Annotated in this window: 17 protein-coding genes, 1 tRNA gene and 1 pseudogene; 9 read left to right on the top strand and 10 right to left on the bottom strand. The window is 66.9% G+C overall.

Going from position 1 to position 17,965, the window contains the following annotated elements; all coding sequences use genetic code 11:
- Window positions 1-29: 29 nt before the first annotated feature.
- The 5 genes and pseudogenes from N4S67_RS04795 to N4S67_RS04815 all read left to right on the top strand — a co-directional run bounded on the left by N4S67_RS04795 (window position 30) and on the right by N4S67_RS04815 (window position 2,713).
- Window positions 30-104: transfer RNA gene (locus N4S67_RS04795), tRNA-Thr, on the top strand.
- Between the two features lie 44 nt (window positions 105-148).
- Window positions 149-461 (top strand): annotated as a pseudogene (locus tag N4S67_RS04800) (HNH endonuclease).
- 325 nt (window positions 462-786) lie between these two features.
- Complete coding sequence (locus N4S67_RS04805) at window positions 787-1,293, top strand: nitroreductase family deazaflavin-dependent oxidoreductase (protein ID WP_260991755.1); 507 nt, start codon at window positions 787-789, stop codon at window positions 1,291-1,293.
- Complete coding sequence (locus N4S67_RS04810; protein WP_260991756.1) at window positions 1,290-2,123, top strand: SDR family oxidoreductase; 834 nt, start codon at window positions 1,290-1,292, stop codon at window positions 2,121-2,123. The genes N4S67_RS04805 and N4S67_RS04810 overlap by 4 nt, the downstream gene beginning before the upstream one ends.
- 140 nt (window positions 2,124-2,263) lie before the next feature.
- Window positions 2,264-2,713: a hypothetical protein gene (locus N4S67_RS04815; protein WP_260991757.1), complete on the top strand. Its 450-nt coding sequence runs from the start codon at window positions 2,264-2,266 to the stop codon at window positions 2,711-2,713.
- On the opposite strand, the gene N4S67_RS04820 is transcribed toward N4S67_RS04815, so the two are convergent.
- The 7 genes from N4S67_RS04820 to N4S67_RS04850 all read right to left on the bottom strand — a co-directional run bounded on the left by N4S67_RS04820 (window position 2,710) and on the right by N4S67_RS04850 (window position 8,544).
- Window positions 2,710-3,891 (bottom strand): Dyp-type peroxidase, encoded by a 1,182-nt coding sequence (locus N4S67_RS04820; protein ID WP_260991758.1) that lies wholly within the window; start codon window positions 3,889-3,891, stop codon window positions 2,710-2,712. The genes N4S67_RS04815 and N4S67_RS04820 overlap by 4 nt on opposite strands.
- Window positions 3,884-4,360, bottom strand: a complete 477-nt coding sequence (locus N4S67_RS04825; RefSeq protein ID WP_260992059.1) for a copper chaperone PCu(A)C — start codon at window positions 4,358-4,360, stop codon at window positions 3,884-3,886. Before N4S67_RS04825 ends, N4S67_RS04820 begins: the two co-directional genes overlap by 8 nt.
- The gene (locus N4S67_RS04830; RefSeq protein ID WP_390893219.1) at window positions 4,360-5,766 is read right to left on the bottom strand and encodes a PepSY-associated TM helix domain-containing protein; all 1,407 of its coding nucleotides are present in this window, start codon (window positions 5,764-5,766) and stop codon (window positions 4,360-4,362) included. Before N4S67_RS04830 ends, N4S67_RS04825 begins: the two co-directional genes overlap by 1 nt.
- Window positions 5,767-5,882: 116 nt before the next feature.
- Window positions 5,883-6,419, bottom strand: a complete 537-nt coding sequence (locus N4S67_RS04835) for a hypothetical protein (protein ID WP_260991760.1) — start codon at window positions 6,417-6,419, stop codon at window positions 5,883-5,885.
- Between the two features lie 21 nt (window positions 6,420-6,440).
- Window positions 6,441-6,590 carry a hypothetical protein gene (locus N4S67_RS04840; RefSeq protein ID WP_260991761.1) on the bottom strand — a complete coding sequence of 50 codons (150 nt, stop codon included), beginning with the start codon at window positions 6,588-6,590 and terminating at the stop codon, window positions 6,441-6,443.
- A 193-nt stretch (window positions 6,591-6,783) separates the two neighbouring features.
- Window positions 6,784-7,491 carry a cutinase family protein gene (locus tag N4S67_RS04845; RefSeq protein WP_260991762.1) on the bottom strand — a complete coding sequence of 236 codons (708 nt, stop codon included), beginning with the start codon at window positions 7,489-7,491 and terminating at the stop codon, window positions 6,784-6,786.
- A 36-nt stretch (window positions 7,492-7,527) separates the two neighbouring features.
- A complete protein-coding gene (locus tag N4S67_RS04850; protein WP_260991763.1) occupies window positions 7,528-8,544 on the bottom strand; it encodes an NADP-dependent oxidoreductase in 1,017 nt (338 codons plus the stop codon).
- Window positions 8,545-8,617: 73 nt separating this feature from the next.
- On the opposite strand from N4S67_RS04850, the gene N4S67_RS04855 reads away from it, so the two are divergent.
- Both N4S67_RS04855 and N4S67_RS04860 read left to right on the top strand, forming a co-directional pair.
- Complete coding sequence (locus N4S67_RS04855; RefSeq protein WP_260991764.1) at window positions 8,618-9,601, top strand: TIGR03885 family FMN-dependent LLM class oxidoreductase; 984 nt, start codon at window positions 8,618-8,620, stop codon at window positions 9,599-9,601.
- Window positions 9,598-11,277, top strand: a complete 1,680-nt coding sequence (locus tag N4S67_RS04860) for an alpha-amylase family protein (protein ID WP_260991765.1) — start codon at window positions 9,598-9,600, stop codon at window positions 11,275-11,277. The genes N4S67_RS04855 and N4S67_RS04860 overlap by 4 nt, the downstream gene beginning before the upstream one ends.
- Here N4S67_RS04860 and N4S67_RS04865 read toward each other — a convergent pair.
- The 3 genes from N4S67_RS04865 to N4S67_RS04875 all read right to left on the bottom strand — a co-directional run bounded on the left by N4S67_RS04865 (window position 11,245) and on the right by N4S67_RS04875 (window position 14,249).
- A complete protein-coding gene (locus N4S67_RS04865) occupies window positions 11,245-12,519 on the bottom strand; it encodes a spinster family MFS transporter (protein ID WP_260991766.1) in 1,275 nt (424 codons plus the stop codon). The genes N4S67_RS04860 and N4S67_RS04865 overlap by 33 nt on opposite strands.
- 172 nt (window positions 12,520-12,691) lie before the next feature.
- Entirely contained in the window at window positions 12,692-13,561 is an 870-nt protein-coding gene (locus N4S67_RS04870) for a DKNYY domain-containing protein (protein ID WP_260991767.1), read from the bottom strand.
- Window positions 13,562-13,577: 16 nt separating this feature from the next.
- Window positions 13,578-14,249, bottom strand: a complete 672-nt coding sequence (locus tag N4S67_RS04875) for a M15 family metallopeptidase (protein ID WP_260991768.1) — start codon at window positions 14,247-14,249, stop codon at window positions 13,578-13,580.
- Window positions 14,250-14,393: 144 nt separating this feature from the next.
- Between N4S67_RS04875 and N4S67_RS04880 the strand changes: the two genes are divergently transcribed.
- Window positions 14,394-15,533: an XdhC family protein gene (locus tag N4S67_RS04880; protein WP_260991769.1), complete on the top strand. Its 1,140-nt coding sequence runs from the start codon at window positions 14,394-14,396 to the stop codon at window positions 15,531-15,533.
- A 105-nt stretch (window positions 15,534-15,638) separates the two neighbouring features.
- Window positions 15,639-17,957 (top strand): xanthine dehydrogenase family protein molybdopterin-binding subunit, encoded by a 2,319-nt coding sequence (locus N4S67_RS04885; RefSeq protein ID WP_260991770.1) that lies wholly within the window; start codon window positions 15,639-15,641, stop codon window positions 17,955-17,957.
- Window positions 17,958-17,965: the final 8 nt, after the last annotated feature.

The following is a 17,965-nucleotide window of genomic DNA, read 5'->3' on the forward strand; positions in this document are numbered from 1 at the left end:
CGGCCGACCCGATAAACTCAGGCCCGCAGGCCTCCTTAGCTCAGTGGTAGAGCAACGCTCTTGTAAAGCGTAGGTCGTCAGTTCAATCCTGACAGGGGGCTCCAGTTCGAGAGCGGCTGTGTCGGTACAGGGTCGTAGCGTTTTAGACGTGAGACAGTGCCGCGGCTGTGGTGCCGAACTCTCGAAGCGCAGCCAGAGGCTCTACTGCGGCAATGCATGTCAGGCGGCGGTCCGGCGCGAGCTGAGTACAAGACGTTGGCTCGAATCCGGTGAGGCGCGGATCGACGGCCACGATGGCCATTACATTCGCCAGTACGTCTTCGACGCCCAGGCGGGTTGCTGCGCGATCTGCGGGGGAACGAACGAGTGGCTTGGCCTGCCGCTGGCCTTCGTGTTGGAGAAACCGCGGCAACGGGCGCCACTTCCGCCGACGGCGCTATGCCGATGGCCAGTCGTACTGATCGGGCACCTCAGACCTGCGGCACCCACGTTTCGCCGGACGTGCAATGAGCAGAGCAGCGCTGCTCGTACTGAGTGCGGCAGCGCTGGCCTGACTCCTCGCGGCTCACGGTGATGATGGACTTGATCTGCAGGGGCGCGCGGCAGTGGGGGCAGAGCTGATAGGAGTCGGCAGCATCAATCACCGAAATCGTCCTCCTTCAGTGGCGTGACCGGCTCTACACACTGCACGGTCGGCGACCGCGACCGCCACACCCCAAAGGGGGTAATCCACTCCTCCTGGTAGAACAGATCAATCCCGAAAGGGTGTCGACGCAGGGAGTGATCATGGCCGACGCTGACGCCGCGGCGATCCGCGCCGAACGAGGCGACTGGATGCAAGAGCACCTCGCGATGTATCTCGATTCGGGGGGAGCTCAAGGCCACATCGTGGATTTGAGCTATGTCGGCGGCCGGGAGCTGACCACCCACTGCCTGATCAGGTACACCGGCCGCAAGTCGGGAAAGACGTACGTCAAGCCGCTCATCTACGGCAATGTCGCCGGCGAAGCCGTGATCGTCGCGTCCAAGGGCGGGGCCGACGAGCATCCGGAGTGGTACCTCAACATCCTCGCCAGCGAGACCATCGGCGTGCAGATCGCGACCCAGGCGTTCGAGGCCACGTGGCGCGAGCCGGAGGACACCGAACGGCACGAGGTGTGGGAGTACATGTGCCACCTCTACCCGCCGTATGTCTCGTACCAGCAGTCGACGAGCCGTCACATCCCGCTCGTGATGTTGACGCCGGTGCGAAGCACCGAGGTGTTCACGAGCCAGAAGCATCAGCTGCCATGAGCGACGTCGTCATCATCACCGGCGGGGCGGGCGGCATGGGTTCGGCGACAGCCCAGGTCGTCGGAACAAGCCACGCGGTCGTCCTGTGCGACGTCAGGCAGGACCGCCTCGACGCAGTTGCCTGCGCACTCAAAGGCATTGACGTCACGGCGGTGAACTGCGACGTCACAGACCGGGCCGCGGTCGACGGACTGTTCGCGACCGCATCGGGCATCGGGCGGATCGCGGCCGTCATCCATACCGCCGGCGTGAGCCCGACCATGGGCGCCGCAGACTACGTCATGCGGACCAACGCGGTCGGCACCCTGAACGTGAACGAGGCATTCCACCGCACTGCGGGCGACGGCGCGGCAATCGTCAACGTCGCGTCGATGGCTGCGCACATGCTGCCCGACGAAATGGTTCCTGATCAGCACTTTCCGCTGGCGTTCACCGACGAGGACGCTTTCATGGCGGCCATGCTGGCCGCGTGTGCGGTCGTGCCCGAAGAGTTCCGTTCCGGGATCGCTTACGCCGTCAGCAAGAGCTTCGTGAAGTGGTACAGCACGTCGCAGTCGGAACGGTTCGGCCGCAACGGACTTCGCATCGTCTCCGTCTCACCGGGTTCCATTGAGACCGAGATGGGCAGGCTCGAGGCGGACGCGGGCGCCGGTGCGATGGTCGCCGACGCGGCGGTGCCACGGTGGGGCAAACCCGAGGAGATGGCCGACTTGTTGGCATTCTGCGCCAGCAGCAGGGCCGGCTACCTCACCGGCACCGACATCCTCAGCGACGGCGGCGTCGTCGCATCCATGCGCGAGCGGGCGCGGATCGCCGCACAGAACGCCTAGCCACGCGGCAGCATTTGCTCGATCTTGATGTATTCCCGGCCGTCCTGCGGCATCGTTATTGGGATCGGTAGCCAGCCCGATGGCTTGCACTTGGCGCATTGGCGACGCCAACGAGGCGCGCCCAACGAAAGGAACCGACCTTGAAGCGACTCTCGCGATTTGCGACCGCGGTCGTGGTGGCCGGCGGTATGGCCGCCGCGGGTCTGGCAAGCGGCACAGGCACCGCGACGGCCCAGGGCCCCAGCTACAACGGCGGCAACTGTCCGCAGGGTATGACCTGTACCCACTGGTGCCCCGGCGACCCCGTGCCACCCGGCAGCCAGGTCGTGCGCTGGGATTGGAACGTCTGCCACGACTGGTACTGGAACTCCGAAGGCATCGTCGATGTCATATCGAACACCATGTACCCGTGGTCCGGCGCGGCGCCGCATCCGGCCGCGCCGCCGCCTCCGCTCGTCGGCACTCCGCCCCCGCCGCTGCAGAAGCCCCCGGGCACTCCGTTCTGCAGCCCACGCGGAGCGCTCATCATCATCCCCCCGATCTGCGACGAGATCGGCGTTGACTGGCCGCCCGGGTCGGTGAGGCGCTAACCCTCCAGCAGCGACTGCCCCAGGTAGCCGCCGGGTTCGACGCCGGGCAGGACGGCGAACGTCGCCGAGCCGATCGTCGTCACCCACTCGTTGAGTGCGTCACCGGCGGCGAGTCTCTTTTTGACGGGCACGAACTGCCGCAACGGGTCCCGCTGGTACGCCGCGAATATCAAGCCGCTGTCTGTGGTTTGGCCTGCGGCCGGTGGGTCGTCGTAGTTGTACGGGCGACGCAGGAATTGCTCGTCGTCGCCGCGATGCCGCGCCAACGCGATGTGCGCGTTGGGCGGAATCACGGTGATGCCGTTGTGCGTCGCCTCGAGATCGGCTTCGTCGGACTCCCGCACGCCGGTCAATGGCGCGCCCGAGCCGAGTCGCCTACCGACAGTGAGTTCCTTACTGGCGCGGTCGAGTTCGTCCCACGCATCCATCTCCGCCCGGATCCTGCGCAGGACGACAGTGGTGCCCCCGACGAACCAGGGCTGACTGCTGCCCTGGTCCCATACGTGTCGATCGAAGGCTTGGCCGTCGTGCAGATTGGCGGTGCCATCGATCAGGCCCATCACGTTGCGCATGGTGCCACCGGGGCCGTTGCGAAATCCGCTCTGCCGCCAGCGTTCCGACGCCAATGTCCGCACGTTCTTGAGCAGTACGCGGCTTGCGTGGGTGATCGCGACGGCATCATCGGCGCAGATCTGCAGCAGCAGATCCCCACCGCACCAGCGCGGTTCGAGCCGGTCCGTGCCGAACGCAGGTAGCTCGGATACCGGCCGCCGGTGCGGCATGCCGATGCGGTCGAACACCGCAGGCCCCAGTCCCACTGTGACCGTGAGCCGCGCCGGGCGCTCCGCCAGCTCGGGCTCGGTGTCGGCGAGCGCGGGCACTCCTTGCGTCAGCCGCTCGGCGTCAGCAGTCCACAGCTTCAAGACCGCGCCCAACGTTTCGCGGGAACTCCGGTCGGAATCGGCAGTGAGATCGAGCGCGACGAACAGGGCGTGCGCTTGCGGCGGTGTCGCCACCCCGGCTTGGTGCTGCCCGTGGAACGGCTCGACGGTTTCACCGAAATCACCGACAGGCGTGGCGGACTGAGCAGCACTGCACTGAGTGATACCAACACCCGCAGCCAACGCGGCGGCGCCTCCGGTGAGAACGCGCCGCCGGTTGACCGTCGGCTCAGCCACGGTATTCCTCGTCGGCACCGGCGAAGTCGCGCACCTGCGCGGTGACCGGCAACGTCGAACCATCCTCGAAAGCCACAGTCAGCGCGATGTCGGCGCCCGGCTGTAGCGGCTCGGTGAGGTCCATCAGCATCAGATGGTCCCCGCCGGGAACGAGGTCGTGCGTGCCCCCGGCTGGCACCGTCAAGCCCCGCGCCTTCGGCCGCATCGTCTTGGTGCCATCGGTGTCGGGTACGACTTCGTGGACTTCCATCCTTGCGGCGAGCGGTGAACTGCCCGAGACGATCCGCGCATCGTGGTGACCCGAGTTCGTCAACGTGCCGAACACCGCGGCCATGCCCGAGTCGGCCGAACTGGCCCACTGATCTTTGAATGTGACGGTGGCGGCCATTGGTTCCTCGTCGAGTGCCGGTGACGTGCAGCCCGTGGCGACGAGGGCGGTGGCCGATACAGCGACCCACAACGTGCGCATCATGCGGCCCTGCTTCGCTTGACGGCACCGATCACCAGATCCGTCGCGACGAACGCCGCCAGGCTGATCCCGAGCAAGGGTAGGAAACAACCGACTGCAACGGCCGCGGCACCGACGCCGAGGACCGCTGCCGGGTTGGTGTTCCGCATCGCGCCGCGCAAAGGCGGGCGGCCGACCGCCCATGCGGAGCCACGCGTGGGTCGACGTTGCCACCACATCTGATAACCACGCACCACGGTGGCGATCAGGCCAATCGCTGTGATTATCAGCAGAATCTGATTCGGGAGACCGAACAAGACACCCATGTGCGCGTCGATTGCCCAGTTGGTGAGTTTGGCCAGAAACGGCCAGTCGGCGAAGTTGACCCGGTCGGTGACCGCACCGGAGTCGGGGTCGACGGAGATCGCGTCGTAGCGAGTCGGCCAGACTCTTTTCTCCTCGGCGATCTGCCACCCATGTCCGTGTTCGGCCGGCGGGTACATCCGCATCGGACCGGTCAACCCGGCAGCGCCTGCGGTGCGCAGTGCGGTGTCAGCCCCGTAGAGCACGCCCCCACCGCCGTCGCCGCCGCCGTGGTGATGCCTTTCCGACGGGTCACCGCTTTCAATGAGCGACGTGTCGACCGACGGTGCCGTGGTGTTCAGCTTCTCCTGCAGCAGGTTGACCGACTCCCCGCCGTAGCGCGACCAGGTGACGCCGGTAACCGACAATCCGAGCAGTGCGACGACGATCCACACCCCGATCGCTCCGTGCCACGACAGCGTGCGGCGGCGGCCCTTCTTGTCGCGGTCGGGCGCAGCGAGGCGACGAAGCTTCTTGGTGTCCCGTCGGTGCAGGTACCACAGCACCAGACCGGCCAGCGAAATCACCCACAACCAACTCGCCGCGAGCTCGCTGTAGTTACGGCCGACCGCGCCGAGGTGGAGGTTCCGGTGAAGCTCATCGAACCACGCGCGCAGCGGCATCCACTGCCCATAGGTCGTGAGCGCGCCTCGCACTTCTGCTGTGTACGGGTCGACGAACACCGTGCGCGCGTAGTCGGGCGGGACGTCGTCGACCGCGAGGGTGACATGGGTCGTCTCGTCTGCGGCGCTCGGCGGACGGATGCTTTCCACCGTCCCCTCGGGGTGCTCGGCACGGACACTGCGCAGCTGTTCAGCAAGGGGCAGCCGCTGTTCACCAACGCGGTCCACCTTGAGTTCATGGCGGTAGACGGCGTTGTCGATCTGGGGAATCGCCGCATAGAGCAGGCCCGTGACAGCCGCGAGCAGGATGAACGGGCCGATGAACACGCCCGCGTAGAAGTGCAGCCGCAACAGCATTGGGCGCAGACCGCGCAATCGGGGCCGGCTATGAGTCGTTTCGGGTGATGGACTGTCGAGTTCGTTTTCAGGGGTCGTTGTCATGACAGATGTGCCTTAAGGACTGGGGGCGCGCGCGACTAGACGTCACGGCCGCAGGGATGCAATGCCAACGGCGCAGTCGACGTGACTGCGCATCGAGGATGAGGTGAATCGACCGGCTAGCCGGCAGTTGCGAGCGTGTACGGCGGGGCGCGCATCCCCAAGCCCGACCGCAACAGAACAGCTTGCGCGACAACGCTATCGGCGAACCAGTGGACCGCACGTGCCGGCGGGCACAGCGCGGCGCAGGCGAACAGGCGCAGCCAGCACAGAACCGACGCGCACACGACGTAGAGGTACTCGACGGACGCGATGGCGGCGCCCAGCACGACCGCGGCGCCGGCATGCGCGGCAGCCATCGACGGTGTGACGCCGAGTACGTGGTGGTGATGTCCGCCCGCGAGTGTCAGGTGGCCGAGAAGTTGCGCTAACGCGAGCGCTGCGATGACTCCGAGCGGGCCAGCGCGGCGGCCGGCGAGTTGCAGCGCGCCCGCTGCAGCACCGACGGTTGCGCATACCAACACAGCCACGATCAAAGCGGCGCCCCGCGGCAGCACGCCTCCCGCAGCGGCGTGCGCACCCGCAGTCGCCACCGCGGAGCACACCGCGATCAGCACACCGCGCAACCAGCGCGCACGTGCTCTTGGCGTGCTCACCCGCAGGACTTTACCGTCCAACTAGTACTCGTCAGCGACCTGATGCTGATCCTGATGGCCGCCGGGGGCCTCGGGATCGTCGTTCTGGTGATCCAGCTGATCCTGCAATTGCCGCTGGTCCTCGGTCGCCTCGCTGGCGTCCTCGGGAATGCTCCGATCAGCGCAGGGCATGCCGACCCTCTGACTGGGCATGTCGGCGCAAGCGGAACGGTGCGGTTGCCACTGGGCTGTCCCAGAGCGCTCCGGTCAACACGGCGACAATCATGCCGATCACGCCGGTCATCGCGAAAAAAGTCTCGCCATCCATGCTCTATGCGTACCCATCAATCCGAACGTCAATCCTTGTACCACAGGACTTTTCGCGTTACAGGCGCCCAACGGCGTAGGTCGCGCCTTCAGCAGCTGATCCGTTCACCCCATACAAGGCGTGCTCGAAGCTCGGGCCGCCGGCGGGCGCGCCGTTGCAGATCGTGTCGCCCGGGTTGCACAACTCGAGCGTCTTGCCGGTGTACGACGGGCCGATGTTGATCGCAGGCGCTCCTACGCTGGCCAAGAAATTGGGCGACGGCTTGCCGATCAGCACCACGGCCGCGACATGGTCGGCGATCTCCGGCGCCAGCGGGTTGGGGATGTAGTTCCGGTACTCCGCCGGAACCTCTGCGGGAATCTCGGCGGCGGTCACGTACCCCGCCACCGCAGCGCCTTGGGAGAACCCGCCGAGGACGATTCGGGTGTCGGGGCAGTTCGCTGCGGTCGTCTGGATGCGCATACCTGCGTCGCGAATCCCGTCGATCACCGTCCTGGCGAATTCGATGCGGTTGTTGAAGTCGCCGCTCGCCTGGTAGTTGACCGGATACACATTGACCGACCGGGGAGCCGCCTGCCCACGGAGCGCGTCGACGAACGCTTGGCCGACCCCTCCCACGCCGGGCGCCTCGCCGGTGCCGCGCGCGTACACCACCTCGACGTCAGGACACGCCTGAGCAGTGGCGACGGGCGCGGGCAGACCCGCAACCATGGCACCCGACACCGCGGCAGCAGCAAGGAGGGAGGGGATCTGGCGAAGTCTCATTGACTGCCAGTACCCCCGTGTTAGCCGGCTAAATCATTACGTCGTGGGTTCGCTGAGCTTCACCAGCATCTTGCCGATGTTTGCCCCGGTGAACAGGCCGTTGAGCGCGTCGACACACGATTCCAGGCCCTCGAAGATCGTCTGGCGGTGCACCAGACGGCCCTCCTGCTCCCACTTGCGCAGGTCGGCGAACGCCTCGTCGAACCGGGCCCACTCGTTGAGCGCGTTGAATCCCTGCATCCGCGCCGTCTTGGCCAACAGGTTGACATAATTGGCCGGCCCCGGGTGTTCACCGGTCAGATAACTGGAGATGACGCCACACAGCACCACCCGCGCGTTGTGTGCCAGCCGGCCCAGCACCGCATCCAGAATCGGCCCCCCCACGTTGTCGAAATAGACGTCGACGCCCTTTGGGCAGTGCTGCTTCAACGCGGCGCGCAGGTTGTCCTCGCGATAGTCGATGCACGCGTCGAACCCGAAGTCTTCGACCACGGCGCGGCACTTCTTTTGCCCGCCTGCGATGCCGACGACGCGAGCCCCCGCGATCTTGGCGATCTGCCCTGCGACCGACCCGGTGGCGCCCGCCGCCGCAGACACGACCACCGTCTCACCGGCCTTCGGCTGGCCGATCCCGGTCATCCCGAAGTACGCGGTGGCACCGGTCGGCCCGTACACCGACATCACCGCCAGCTGGTCGGTGACGCCCGCCACCGGGGTGGTGAACAGGTCGTCCCGAACGATGACGTACTCCTGAAACCCGGTGAGTGTCGTGACGATGTCACCGACGGCGTACGCAGCGCACCGCGACGCGATGACCTCGCCGATGCCCGCGGCTCTTATGACTTCGCCCAATTGAACCGGCGGAAGGTAGGACCGCTGATCGTCGAGCCACGTGCGAACCGCAGCGTCGAGGCCGACGTACGTGGTGCGGACCAGGGCCTCGCCGTCGGCGGGTTCCGGCGCGGCCACCGTCACCAGTTCGGTGTCCTCGGGCTGCACCAATCCGGTGGGGCGGCGGCGCAGCAATATCTGGCGATTGGTCAACTCCGGCACGGCAGTGAAACTACCGAACGGCACCGCTGTGACGGGGTCGTAAGTTGCAAGAACAACGGGTATGCGTCCCCCCATGACGGTCATCGGATTCCACTGCTCGCACGAACAGATCAACCCGGCTCAGCTGCTGCGAGACGTCCAACGCGCTGAACAGGCGGGGTTCACCGCGGGCATGTCATCGGACCACCTCAGCCCCTGGAGTACGCGACAGGGCGAGTCCGGCTTCGCCTGGTCCTTCCTAGGGGCCGCGCTTGCCACCACGCAGCTGCCGTTCGGGGTTGTCAATGCGCCCGGGCAGCGCTACCACCCGGCGATCGTCGCGCAGGCGATCGCGACACTGGCGCAGATGTTTCCCGGCCGGTTCTGGGCGGCACTCGGATCGGGCGAGGCCTCCAACGAACGGGTCACGGGCGCCGAATGGCCCCGCAAGGACGTCCGCGACCAACGCCTCATCGAGTGTGTCGACATCATCCGCCGCCTCCTGGGGGGCGAAGAAGTCAGCCACAGCGGCCTGGTTCACGTCAATAGGGCGCAACTGTGGACCTTGCCCGAGACGATTCCCGACCTCGTCGGGCCTGCCGTCACCGCCGAGACCGCGGCCCGCCACGCCGCGTGGGCGGACGGCCTCATCACCGTGAACCAGCCGAGAGACAAGTTGGCGAAGGTCCTCGACTCTTACCGCGACGCCGGTGGTCGTGGGCCGGCCCGCCTGCAGATCCACCTCAGCTGGGCTCCGACCGAGGACCAGGCGCTCTCCATCGCGCACGACCAATGGCGCAGCAATGTTTTCGACCCGCCGGTCTGCTGGGACACCGAGACGGTTGAGGCGTTCGACGTCATGGGCGAAAAGGTCACGCCCGAGCACGTACGCCAATCCGTACGCGTGTCAGATGATTTGGCACAGCACGCCCAGTGGCTTCAAGAGGATCTCGAGCAGGGCTGGGACGAGTTGTACCTGCACTTCGTCGGACAGGAGCAGGCCGGCTTCATCGACGCGTTCGGCGAGCACGTTCTGCCGCAGCTGAACCCCACCGCCCCGCAGGCGGTGACCGCATGAGGAAAATCGAAACCGGTGACCTGTGGTGGAAGAACGCCGTCTTCTACTGCGCCGACATCGAGACCTTCTACGACTGGAACGGCGACGGCTGCGGCGACATCCGCGGCATGACCGAGCGGATCGAATACCTGTCCGACCTCGGCGTGACGTGCCTGTGGCTCATGCCCTTCTATCCAACTGCCCGTGTCGACGACGGCTACGACATCACAGACTTCTTCGGCGTCGACCCCCGCCTCGGCACCCACGGCGACTTCGTCGAACTCGTGCGTACCGCCAAATCCGTTGGCATCCGGGTGATCCTCGACTTCGTGATGAACCACACCTCCGACCGCCACCCGTGGTTCAAGTCCGCCCGCCGCAGCAAGGACGACCCTTACCGCGACTACTACGTCTGGAGCGCGACCGAGCCGAAGGGAACCGGGAAGGACGTCGTCTTCCCGGACCAGGAGGACAGCCTCTGGGAGCTCGAACCAAAGACCAATGAGTACTACCTGCACCACTTTCTCAAGCACCAGCCCGACCTCAACATCGCCAATCCTGCTGTGCAGGAGGAGATATCCCGCGTGCTCGGGTTCTGGCTCGAGCTGGGCGTAGCCGGTTTCCGGATCGACGCCGTCCCGTTCCTGTTCGCCAGGGACGGCGCACCGGGCGACCCCGGCGCGTTCGACCCCTACGAGTACCTCGGCGACGTCCGCAATTTCATCACCCGCCGCGTCGGCGACGCCGTGCTTCTCGGCGAGGTCAATGTTCCGTACAAGGACCAGAAGACGTTCTTCGGGGGTGCCGACGGCGACGGCCTCAACATGCAGTTCGACTTCATCGGAATGCAGAACATTTATCTCTCACTGGCCCGCGGCGACGCGCGGCCGATAGCCAAGTCGCTGAAACAGCGGCCGGCACTGGACATCACCAGCCAGTGGGGCAATTTCGTCCGCAACCACGACGAGCTCACCCTCGACAAACTGAGCGACGAAGAGCGCCAAGAGGTGTTCGCCGCGTTCGGTCCTGAGCCGGACATGCAGCTATACGGGCGCGGACTGCGCAGGCGGCTGCCGTCCATGCTCGGCGGGGATCAACGGCGCATGCGCATGGCCTACTCGCTGATGTTCTCCCTGCCGGGCACGCCCGTGCTGTTCTACGGGGAAGAGATCGGCATGGCCGAAAACCTGGAAATTCCAGGAAGATTCGCGGTTCGCACGCCCATGCAGTGGACCAGTGAACGCAACGGTGGTTTCTCGCAGGCACCGGGGCGCAAGCTCGCCCGTCCACTGCCCGACGGCATGTATGGCCCGGACCGTGTCAACGCCGCCGACCAGCGCCACGACCATCAGTCGTTCTGGTGGTTCGTCCGCGACCTCATCTACACATACCGGCAGCAGCCCGAGATCGGGTGGTCGACACCCGAGGTGCTCAAACAGCCCAATCGCGCGGTGTTGGCGCACGTGTGTCGGGAGAGTTCGGGGTGGGCGATGGTGGCACTGCACAACTTCGGCGCGGAACGCTGCATCGTGCCGATCCAGCTCGACGATGTGGAATCAGGGTGCACGCTGGTCGACCTGCTCGACGGGTTGTCCGAACACGAACTGGACGCCAAAGGCCGCATCGACGTCGGCCTCGAGCCCTACGGCTACCGCTGGCTGCGCTTACGGCGACCGGACGACCCGCCGATCATCTGAGTCGATGAGCTCCTGGACGAATAGCCGGCTCGCCACCAGGTAGCAGACGACCGCGACCACCTGCATCACCGGAACGATCAGCAGCGCCCGTCCCAGCGACATGTTGCCCAGATCCGCGGTCAACGCGTCGCTGATGACGCCGGCCGCGAACGGGCCGGCCGAGCCCACGATCGCGCTGAAGAACAGGAAAACGGCCGACGCCGTCGCGCGCTGCTCAGGTCGCGCCAATCGTTGGATCGCCGCGATCGACGGCGCCATGTAAGCGGTCCCGACGACGTAGCTCAACGCGATGAACAGGACGCACAGAGTGCGGCTGTCGACCAGGAAAGCCGCCGTCGAGAACGGCAGCAGCACCGCGGTCATCAGCGCCACCAGCCACAGCAGCCACCGCGGGTCCCGGTCCGACAGCCGGTCGGCCACCCGGCCCACCACCAACAGGCCCAGAATCCCCGTCACACCGCTCGCGATGCCGTACTGCACGCCGACCTCGCCCAGTGACATGCCCCGTGCCCGCACCAGGTAGGCGGGCGCGAACGTCGTCAGTGCGTAGCCGGCCACCGAGATGCACGCCGCGCCTGTGACGATCGCGATGTAGCTGCGCTTGCTCACCAGATCCCAGGCCTTCGCGGGCCGCACGTCGCGGCGGGCCGGCGTGGTCAGCATCACCTGGCGACGGCCGAGGACCAGCAGAACCAACGGTGCGACCAGCACGCTGATGGCACCCATCACCACGAAAGCCGTTCGCCAACCGAGAGACTGGGCCAGCAGCCCGCCGCCGAGCAGGCTGGCCGCGCTCGCCAGCGGAATCGAGAGCGTGATCACCGCCAGCGGCGCCGCCCGGCGATCGGGGGCGAAATTCCTTGCCACGTACGCGTGTGCGGCCGGTGTGCTTCCCGCCTCCCCTACGGCGACGCCGACTCGGGTGAGCGCCAGCTGAAAGCCCGACTGCACGGCGCCGCCGAGCATGGTCATCGCCCCCCACAGCGTCAGGCACGTCGAGACCACCAGGCCGAAGGCACCGCGGTCGGCGATCCGGGCGATCGCGATGCCCAACACGGCGTAGACGGCGAGAAAACCGAATCCGTTGATCACCCCGATCGCGGTGTCCGACAGCGCCAGATCCTTCTTGATCGGCTCGGTGAGCACCGCGGGCAGGAACCGGTCCGCGTAGTTGAGGGTGCCGACAACGGCAAGCAGCGCGACCGCCGCCCACGCGCGCCGCGGTCCATGATCCGACGTCACGCGCACGAGTTTGCCTTCCCGATGATTTTCGCGGGGGTTAAATTCGCTAGGACGGGGTAGTCCACCCGCATGCCAGGACCAGAACAGTATGTGCGGGTCGACCTTTGCGGCGGGTGCGGTTATCCGACGCTCGGCCCCGCGCTTTGCGCGTTCTGCGAGCCGGTGAGTTCGGCTATTCCGCGAACGTTATCGACGTCTCGTCGCAGCGAGTGACGGCGCGATCCACGGCGAACGACCGTGGATCGGCGCCAGCCACGACCATGTCGCGATAATAGGCGCGCTTGGCGTCGGCCGTGCACTCGAAATCGGAGTTGAGCACGCGGAAGGTGCTCGGGTCGGCGCTGTCGATCGTCTTGCCCATCCAGTACACCCGCGCGGAGTCGCTCGCGTAGGGCCCCTCCAACACGCGGAAACTCGCGCTGTCGGCGGCGGGGATCGGGTCGACGAAGTAGAACATTCGCGAGGCGTCACGGGAGTAAGCGCCCTGCAGGACCTCGAACGTCGCCGGGTCCGCACCCCCGATCGGCGCGCCGTTGACATGCACGGCGCCGCTGTCCTTCGTGTAGAGGTAGTAGTCCTTGTTCGCGATGATCGTGAAGTGCGTGGGATCGTCGGACAACACGCTTCCGTCGGACCGGTACACCGCGCCGCTGTCCTTGGCGAGATCGCCGTCGAGCAGTTCGAAGTGTGCGGGGTCCTCGGAGAGCGGCCGGTCGTGCAGATAGACGTGCGCTCGGTCTTTGGCGAAGCCGGGCCGGTCCAACACCTCGAACGACGCCGCGTCTGCCCCCTCGAGAGGACGGCCGTCGACGTAGACACGGGAGCGGTCCCGCGCGTACGTCGTATCGAAGATCTCGAACGACGCGGCGTCCGCTCCGGCCACCTCGGTCGCCGCACCGGGGAATCCCAACAGGTAGAACACTTTGTCGCCGCGCACGTGGTAGCCCGCGCTGTCGAACAGCGAATTGGGCGCCTTGTCCCGGGCGCACGCCGGCGCCAACGCCACCGCGATCAGACACACCGCCGCGACCCACTTGCGCACCGGCTGATCAAAGCACCTAATTCACCGGCGCATCGAGGATCGGGCGCTGGCTGTACGCGCCGGGCGCGTCGAAGTGCCACCACTCCCCCTTGTAGACGGTCAACCCGCCCGCGGCCATCGCCTCACGCAACCTCGTCCGGTTCTCCTGCGCGGCTGCGCTGACACCCTCGGTGGCATACGCGTTGGCGCGGGGCGTGAACTCGTCGAACCCGGTGCCCATGTCCACCAGCTCGCCGCCGCGCGCAAGCGTCACGTCGACCGACAACCCCGCTTCATGGCTGCGCGCGTACGGCCCCGGCTTGGCGACCCAGCCCGGCTCGGACACGGCCTCATACATCCGGATCTGCACGTCATGCGGCCGGTAGCAATCCCAGAACACCAACACGTCGCCGCCGGGCCGCAGAACGTCGGCCGCCTTGGCGAGTGCGGGCGCCATCGATTCGGCGACGAGGCATCGCGCGTCGGGGGGATACATCGGCGCGCCGACGAAGTTGTCCGGCGTCGCGTATCGCAAGTCGATGACCGCATCGGGAACGACCGTCCGCACGTCGACGAGACCTGCCGCGCGCGCCGCGTCCGACACCGGCGGTACGGGTTCGTCCGGTGAGGCAACCGCGAGACCAGCGGCCCACACAAGGCCGCACAGGACCGCGAAACCGGCGGTGAGCCTGATCGGTACCGCGAACATGACGCCCTTTCGCTTTGGGTGGTGACTAACGCTAGTCCGCCTCCGCACTGCCGCACGACCATCAGACCTGCGGAGTTGTCGATCGAATTCGACGTGCGCTGAGCACTTGCACAGCGCGTTGAGTCGGCGGCATACACTGCGACCGTGCGCGACGTACTCGAAGAGTTGCTCACGGTCTGGCGGTCGGGCGGCACGGCCGGCGTCGCGACCGTCGTGCGCACGATGCGGTCCGCGCCACGTCAGCCCGGCGCCGCGATGGTCGTCGCGCCCGACGGCACGGTCGCGGGCTCGGTGAGCGGCGGCTGCGTCGAGGCCGCGGTGTATGAGCTGGCCAACGAAGTCGTCGCGACCGGCAGGCCCGAGTTGCAGCGCTACGGCGTCACCGACGACGACGCGTTCGCCGTCGGTCTCACCTGCGGCGGGATCATCGACATCTTCACCGAACCTGTCTCCCGCGCGACATTCCCGCAGTTGCAGACGATCGCCGAGGACATCGCCGCACACCGCCCGACGGCCGTCGCCACCGTCATCGCGCACCCCGACCCACGGTGGCTGGGGCGCAGGACCGTCGTCACCGCGGATACGGTCGACGGCTCGCTCGGGTCGGCGCGGGCCGACGCCGCGGTCGTCGACGACGCGCGAGGGCTGCTCGTGGCCGGGCGCACCGACGTCCTGACCTACGGGCCCGATGGGCAGCGGCAGGACGCCGGGATGGAGGTGTTCGTCGCCAGCCACGCGCCGCCGCCGAGGATGCTGATCTTCGGCGCCATCGACTTCGCCGCCGCGCTGGCCCGGCAGGGCGCCTTCCTCGGCTACCGCGTCACGGTGTGCGACGCCCGGCCGGTGTTCGCGACGACTGCCCGGTTTCCGCACGCCGACGAAGTGGTCGTCGAGTGGCCGCATCGTTACCTCGCGGAGCAGGCTGAGCAGGGTGCGATAGATGCCCGCACCGCGATCTGTGTGCTCACCCACGATCCGAAGTTCGACGTGCCGTTGCTGCAGGTGGCACTGCGCCTTCCCGATGTCGATTACATCGGCGTGATGGGTTCGCGTCGCACACACAGTGACCGCATCGGCCGCCTGCGCGAAGTCGGGCTGAGCGACGCCGAACTGGGCCGGCTGGCCAGCCCGATCGGCCTTGACCTCGGCGCGCGCACGCCAGAGGAGACCGCCGTGTCGATCGCGGCGGAGATCATCGCGCGCCGGTGGGGCGGCGGCGGTCATCCACTGACCGACACCGACGGCCGGATCCACCACGATCACCGCGTACGCGAGGAGCGTTAAATCGGATGAGACAAATCATGCGGTAATGTCGCTCTCACTTCCGGCACTGACGTTATCGCACTACGCTAATGACACTCTTTCAACTGTTCGATTGGAGCGAAAGACGTGGCTTACGCAGGCACCCGAGTCGCCCGCGTCGAGGACACCCGCCTGCTTACCGGCCACGGCACGTTCGTCGACGACATCATTCGCCCAGGCATGCTGCACGCCTGCTTCGTGCGCAGCCCGTTCGCCCGGGCCCGCATCAACGGCATCGATGCGACCGCCGCGCTGCGGCTACCCGGGGTGCGGGCGGTGTTCACCGCCGAGGACCTGAACCCAGACGTCAAGGAGGCCTGGCACGCGGTCGCGGGCAAAGACATCGCGGACACGCCGCGCCCGCCGCTGGCCGAGGGCGAGGCGAAGTTCGTCGGTGACCCGGTGGCGCTCGTCATCGCCGAGAGCCGCTACATCGCCGAGGACGCGATCGAACTGGTGGACGTCGACTACGATCCGCTGCCCGCGGTTGCCGACTTCACCAAGGCCATCGGGGGCTCGGCCGCCGGTGTCCCGGTCGTGCACGAGGCCTACCCCGACAACGTCGCGGGCGGCATGGGCGGTGCTCCGCCGGACGAGGAGACGTTCGATTCCGCGGCGTACGTCGCCACCGCGAATGTCTATCAGCAGATCTACGCCCCGGTGCCGATGGAGACCCGCGGCATGGTGGTCGAGTGGCAGGCGTCCTCGGAGGAGCTCACGGTCTGGGCGTCCACCCAGACGCCGCACGAACTGCGGGCGTTCGCCGCGCGCCTGCTCGGCATCCCGGCTCAAGGTGTGCGGGTCATCATGCGCGACTCCGGCGGCGGGTTCGGCCAGAAGGTCGTGCCGATGCGCGAGGACATGTGCATCTTGCTGGCCGCCCGCAAGGTGCCGGCGGCGTTGAAGTGGATCGAGGACCGACGCGAGAACCTGATGTCGGCCGGACAAGCACGACACGTCGACGGCAACACTCGCATGGCGTTGGACGGCGACGGCACCATCCTCGCGGTCGACATCGACTTCACCTACGACATCGGGGCCTACCCGACCCCGTATCCGGTGCTGACCACCGCGGCGGTCGGCATGTTCTTCCCCGGCCCGTACCGGGTCCCGAAGGCCAGCTTCAACTACAAGACGGTGTTCTCCAACACCGCGGGGCTCGCGGCGTATCGCGGACCGTGGCAGTACGAAACGCTGGCGCGCGAAGTGCTTCTCGACATCGCCGCGCGAAAGATGGGCCTCGACCCGGTCGACTTGCGGCGCAAGAATCTGCTGCGCCGCGACGAGATGCCGTACTTCAATCCCAACGGCATGCCCTACGACCACGTCGCGCCGGTCGAGACGTTCGAGCAGGCCGTGAAAATCCTTGACCACGAGGGCTTTCGGAAGGAGCAGGCCGAGGCGCTGGCCGAAGGTCGCTACATCGGTCTCGGCTTCTCGGCGTACATCGAGCCGACGGGTGCCGCCACCGGACACCTGGCTACCGAAGGCGCGACGATCCGGATGGAGCCCACCGGCAGGATCAACGTCTATGTCAACGGCGGGTCGACGGGCAACAGCATCGAGACCACGGTCGTGCAGCTGACCGCCGACGCGCTGGGCGCCAACATCGAGGACGTGTCGACGATCCAGGGCGACACCGCGGTGACGCCATACGGTGCGGGCTCACAGGGCAGCCGTAGCGGACCGATGACCGCAGGCGCCGTCAACGAAGCGGGCGGGATTCTGCGCAAGCAGCTCGTGGCGATGGCGGCGGCGCGGCTCGAAGCCGCTGAGGACGAGATCGAGCTGGGCGGATCGAAAGCCTTTGTGCGCGACGATGCTTCAAAGAGCGTGACGTTCGCAGATCTCGCGTTCCGCGCATACTACGAACCCGCACAGCTTCCGCCGGGAATGTCTGCCACGCTCGAGGCCACCGCGCGATACACCTCGCCGCCCACCGCGATGATCCACTGGGCCAACGCCACTCACGCGTGCACATGCGAGGTCGATGTCGAGACCGGGCACGTCACGTTGAAGCGGTACATCGTCAGCGAGGATGTCGGGCCGATGATCAACCCAAACGTGGTCGAGGGCCAGGTGGCCGGCGGGACGGTGCAGGGCATCGGCGGTGCACTGTTGGAGAACATGGTCTACGACGACGACGGAAACCCGCTGTCGTCAACGTTTGTCGATTACCTGCTGCCCACGGCTACCGAGGTGCCGCCCATCGAATTCGGCCACGTCGAGATCCCGGGCCCCGGTGTCGGTGGGTACAAGGGAGTCGGCGAGGGCGGTGCGATCGGGGCTACGCCTGCGGTCATCAACGCCATCAACGATGCACTCGCGCCACTGGGCGTGACACTGACGCGTCTGCCCGCCACCCCTGCGGCGATCGTCGAGTTGATCGAACAAGCCTCGAAGTAAGGATCCTC

This window comes from Mycobacterium deserti, from assembly GCF_025345615.1.
GTDB classification, from domain to species: domain Bacteria; phylum Actinomycetota; class Actinomycetes; order Mycobacteriales; family Mycobacteriaceae; genus Mycobacterium; species Mycobacterium deserti.